Source organism: Sphingomonas bacterium (assembly GCF_028292945.1).
Taxonomy (GTDB): domain Bacteria; phylum Pseudomonadota; class Alphaproteobacteria; order Sphingomonadales; family Sphingomonadaceae; genus Sphingomonas.
This window is the reverse complement of sequence record NZ_JAQGLJ010000078.1, coordinates 1-2897: the sequence shown is the minus strand read 5'-3', so window position 1 is coordinate 2897 and position 2897 is coordinate 1. Positions and strand designations below refer to the sequence as shown.

The 2897-nt window shown below is 67.8% G+C and carries 3 protein-coding genes; all 3 read left to right on the top strand.

Annotated elements, in window-relative coordinates:
* Positions 1 to 575 precede the first annotated feature (575 nt).
* Positions 576 to 1046: a hypothetical protein gene (locus JWN21_RS09510; RefSeq protein ID WP_299648958.1), complete on the top strand. Its 471-nt coding sequence runs from the start codon at positions 576 to 578 to the stop codon at positions 1044 to 1046.
* Positions 1043 to 2383, top strand: coding sequence for a terminase family protein (locus tag JWN21_RS09505; protein ID WP_299648955.1), 1341 nt, complete (start codon positions 1043 to 1045; stop codon positions 2381 to 2383). Before JWN21_RS09510 ends, JWN21_RS09505 begins: the two co-directional genes overlap by 4 nt.
* 147 nt (positions 2384 to 2530) lie before the next feature.
* Complete coding sequence (locus JWN21_RS09500; RefSeq protein ID WP_299648952.1) at positions 2531 to 2764, top strand: hypothetical protein; 234 nt, start codon at positions 2531 to 2533, stop codon at positions 2762 to 2764.
* The last annotated feature ends 133 nt before the right edge of the window (positions 2765 to 2897 follow it).

The window sequence follows — 2897 nt, the reverse complement described above, 5'->3', positions numbered from 1 at the left end:
GCTAGAAAGGGACAGGGCACGCTTTCGCGCGCGAATATCCGTCGCATGCGACGTCAGCAGGGACCGTGTAGCCGATTGACGGGGAAAAGGAAAGGGAAGGCCATCAAGGCAGGTGAGCGTTCGTTGGCGGAGGGTAGAGGTGACGCTCATTCATCGACCAATAACGGGAGGTGGTTCCCGCGCGGCGGACCAGGTCCTGACTTCCGTCGGGGAAGGTGGACGGGACAATGGCTGCCACACAATCGCAGCTGACACAGGCATTCTAACCAAATAGGCACAAATCGCTTGACAGCGTGACGCTGTTCTGGCACATAACAGGAACGCTGAAGAATTGCGAGTCGAGGGCGGCACTGCGGTGATGTCGCTGAGGGGTGTGTCCATCGGTAGGCACGTGCCCTCACCGTGCTTCGCTGCGCAAAGCTGTCCCTCTCGCGCTTGCGGGAGAGGGAAGGGCTCCGCGCGCTTCGGCGCTAACGGCTGCGCGCGGGGGCGGGCGCGGCGGTGAGGGGCGGGCCGGCATGGCGGGGCGGGGGCTCAGCCGTGCCGGCCCGTCTTCGCTCTGAGGGGAGGCATCGATGGCGCAATCAAGCAAGCTGCCGCGCGGCGGCCACGGCGCGTCGCGCGTCGTGACCAAGCGCAAGCGGGACATTTTCCTGGCGGAGCTGGCGATCACCAGCAACGTCCAGCACGCCTGCCGGGTCGCCGGGATCGACCATAGCTCGACCTACAAGTTCCGCGCTCGCGACGCCGAGTTCGCGGCACGGTGGGCCGACGCGATCGAGCAGGGCTACCAACACCTTGAGGCGGAGCTGCTGCGAACGGCGCGCGGCAATGCGGAGGCAGGGGCGGACGGCGGAGCCGGCGATGGCGAGGCACGCCCGTTCGATCCGGTGCTGGCGTTCAAGCTGATCACGCGTCAGCGCAAGGCGGATGCGCAGGGGCGGCGGGCTCCCGTCCGGCTGAAGCAGCCCGATGCGCAAGAGGTACTGCGGGCGCTGGAGAAGAAGCTGACGGCGATGGAGAAGCATCTGGAGCGCAAGCGATGAGTAGCCCTGGAAGCCGACGTGGGGCAGAGCCCGATCCGGCCGACCTGCGGGCGCGGCTGATGGCGCTGCCCCCGGACAAGCGCATGACAGTGGTGGGTAGGTTGAGCGTCGTGCAACAGCGCGGTCTGAACGAGCATTGGCCCTTCTGGGCACATGACGGCCAGCACATGCCGACCGGCGCATGGCGCGTGTGGATCATGCAGGCCGGTCGTGGCTGGGGCAAGACGCGCGCGGGCGCGGAGTGGGTGAGCGAGGTCGCGCGGCAGTATCCCGGCGCGCGCATCGCGCTGGTCGCCGCCACCATCGAGGAAGGGCGGCGCGTGATGGTGGAAGGCGACAGCGGTATCCTAGCGATCCGGCGCGGCGGGGAGGAGGTGGACTGGCGCCGCGACCGCAACGAACTGGTCTTCGCGTCGCAGGCCCGTGCTTTCGTGTATTCCGCCGAGCGGCCGGAGAGCCTGCGCGGCCCGCAGCACGACGCCGCCTGGTGCGACGAGCTGGCCAAGTGGCGCTATGGCGAGGCGGCATGGAGCAACCTGCTGCTGGGCCTGCGGCTGGGCGAGACGCCGCAGGTGGTGGTGACCACGACGCCCAAGCCCGCACCGTTGATGCGGCAGGTGCTGGCGATGAAGAAGCGCACGCTGACGGGCGGAAGCACGCGCGCCAATGTCCACCTCCCCGACAGCTTCGTGGCGGACATCGAGGAGCAATATGCCGGCACGAGGCTCGGTCGGCAGGAGCTGGACGGCGAGCTGATCGAGGATCGCGAAGGCGCGCTGTGGACGCGGGCGATGCTCGACGGGTGTCTTGCCGACGACGTACCGACGTTGGTGCGCGTCGTGGTGGGCGTCGATCCGCCGGCGAGTGCGGGTGGGGATGCATGCGGGATCGTCGCGGCCGGGCTGGATGCCGACGGCGTCGCGTATGTGCTGGAGGATGCGAGCGTCGCGGGGCTGTCGCCCGATGGCTGGGCGCGCGCGGTGGCCGAGTGCGCCGCGCGGGTCGGTGCCGATCGCGTGATCGCGGAGAAGAACCAGGGTGGCGACATGGTCGAGACCGTGTTGCGCGGCGCGGAGGCGGCGCTGCCGGTCAGGCTGGTCCACGCCTCGCGCGGCAAGCTGGCGCGGGCGGAACCGGTGGCGGCCGAATATGAGCGCGGGAAGGTGCGGCACGTCCGTGGGCTGGCGGCGCTGGAGGACGAGCTGTGCGGGATGGTGACGGGCGGCGTCTATGCCGGGCCGGGGCGGTCGCCGGATCGGGCGGACGCGCTGGTGTGGGCGGTGACGGAGCTGTTGCTGGGCAAGCGGCGGGGGAAAGCCGGGGTGCGGGGGTTGTGAGGAGCCTCACATTTGCATCGTGCGGTTGAGACCTTATTTAACTTGCGTCCAACAATATGCAGCGAGAGACCTGGCGTTGACACCGTCACAGGGCGCGTAACTAACCTGTCTCGTATGAGGAAGCCGGCATGATGATGCCGGCTCATCATGGAACGCGACTACAGCCTGAAGTCTCGCGGGCAGCATTACGCGCTTCTGGCAACCGCGATCGTGCTGCTGTTCGCTGGATATCTGGCGTACAGCGGCGATACGAGGATGGCCGGGTTCGTCGCAATGGGTACGCTGGCAAGCATCGTTGGTATCTTCATCTCAGGCCGGGCGATCGACGCCAGAGCCGAGAAGCGGGACCAAGACGAAGACGAGGGTCAGCCGGAAGACTGAGCCCTCCTTGAGCTAAACCAACAAAGCCCCGCTTCGGCGGGGCTTTGTTGTTTCTGGAGTATATCACATGAAGCTGTTCGGCTGGATGGCCGGGCGCGTCGAGGCGCGTCCGGCTTTGTCGCGTGGCGGGGCC

Coding starts and splice junctions, on each gene's coding strand:
- JWN21_RS09500 (WP_299648952.1), top strand. CDS start 2,531: ATGGAACGCGACTACAGCCTGAAGTCTCGCGGGCAGCATTACGCGCTT.
- JWN21_RS09505 (WP_299648955.1), top strand. CDS start 1,043: ATGAGTAGCCCTGGAAGCCGACGTGGGGCAGAGCCCGATCCGGCCGAC.
- JWN21_RS09510 (WP_299648958.1), top strand. CDS start 576: ATGGCGCAATCAAGCAAGCTGCCGCGCGGCGGCCACGGCGCGTCGCGC.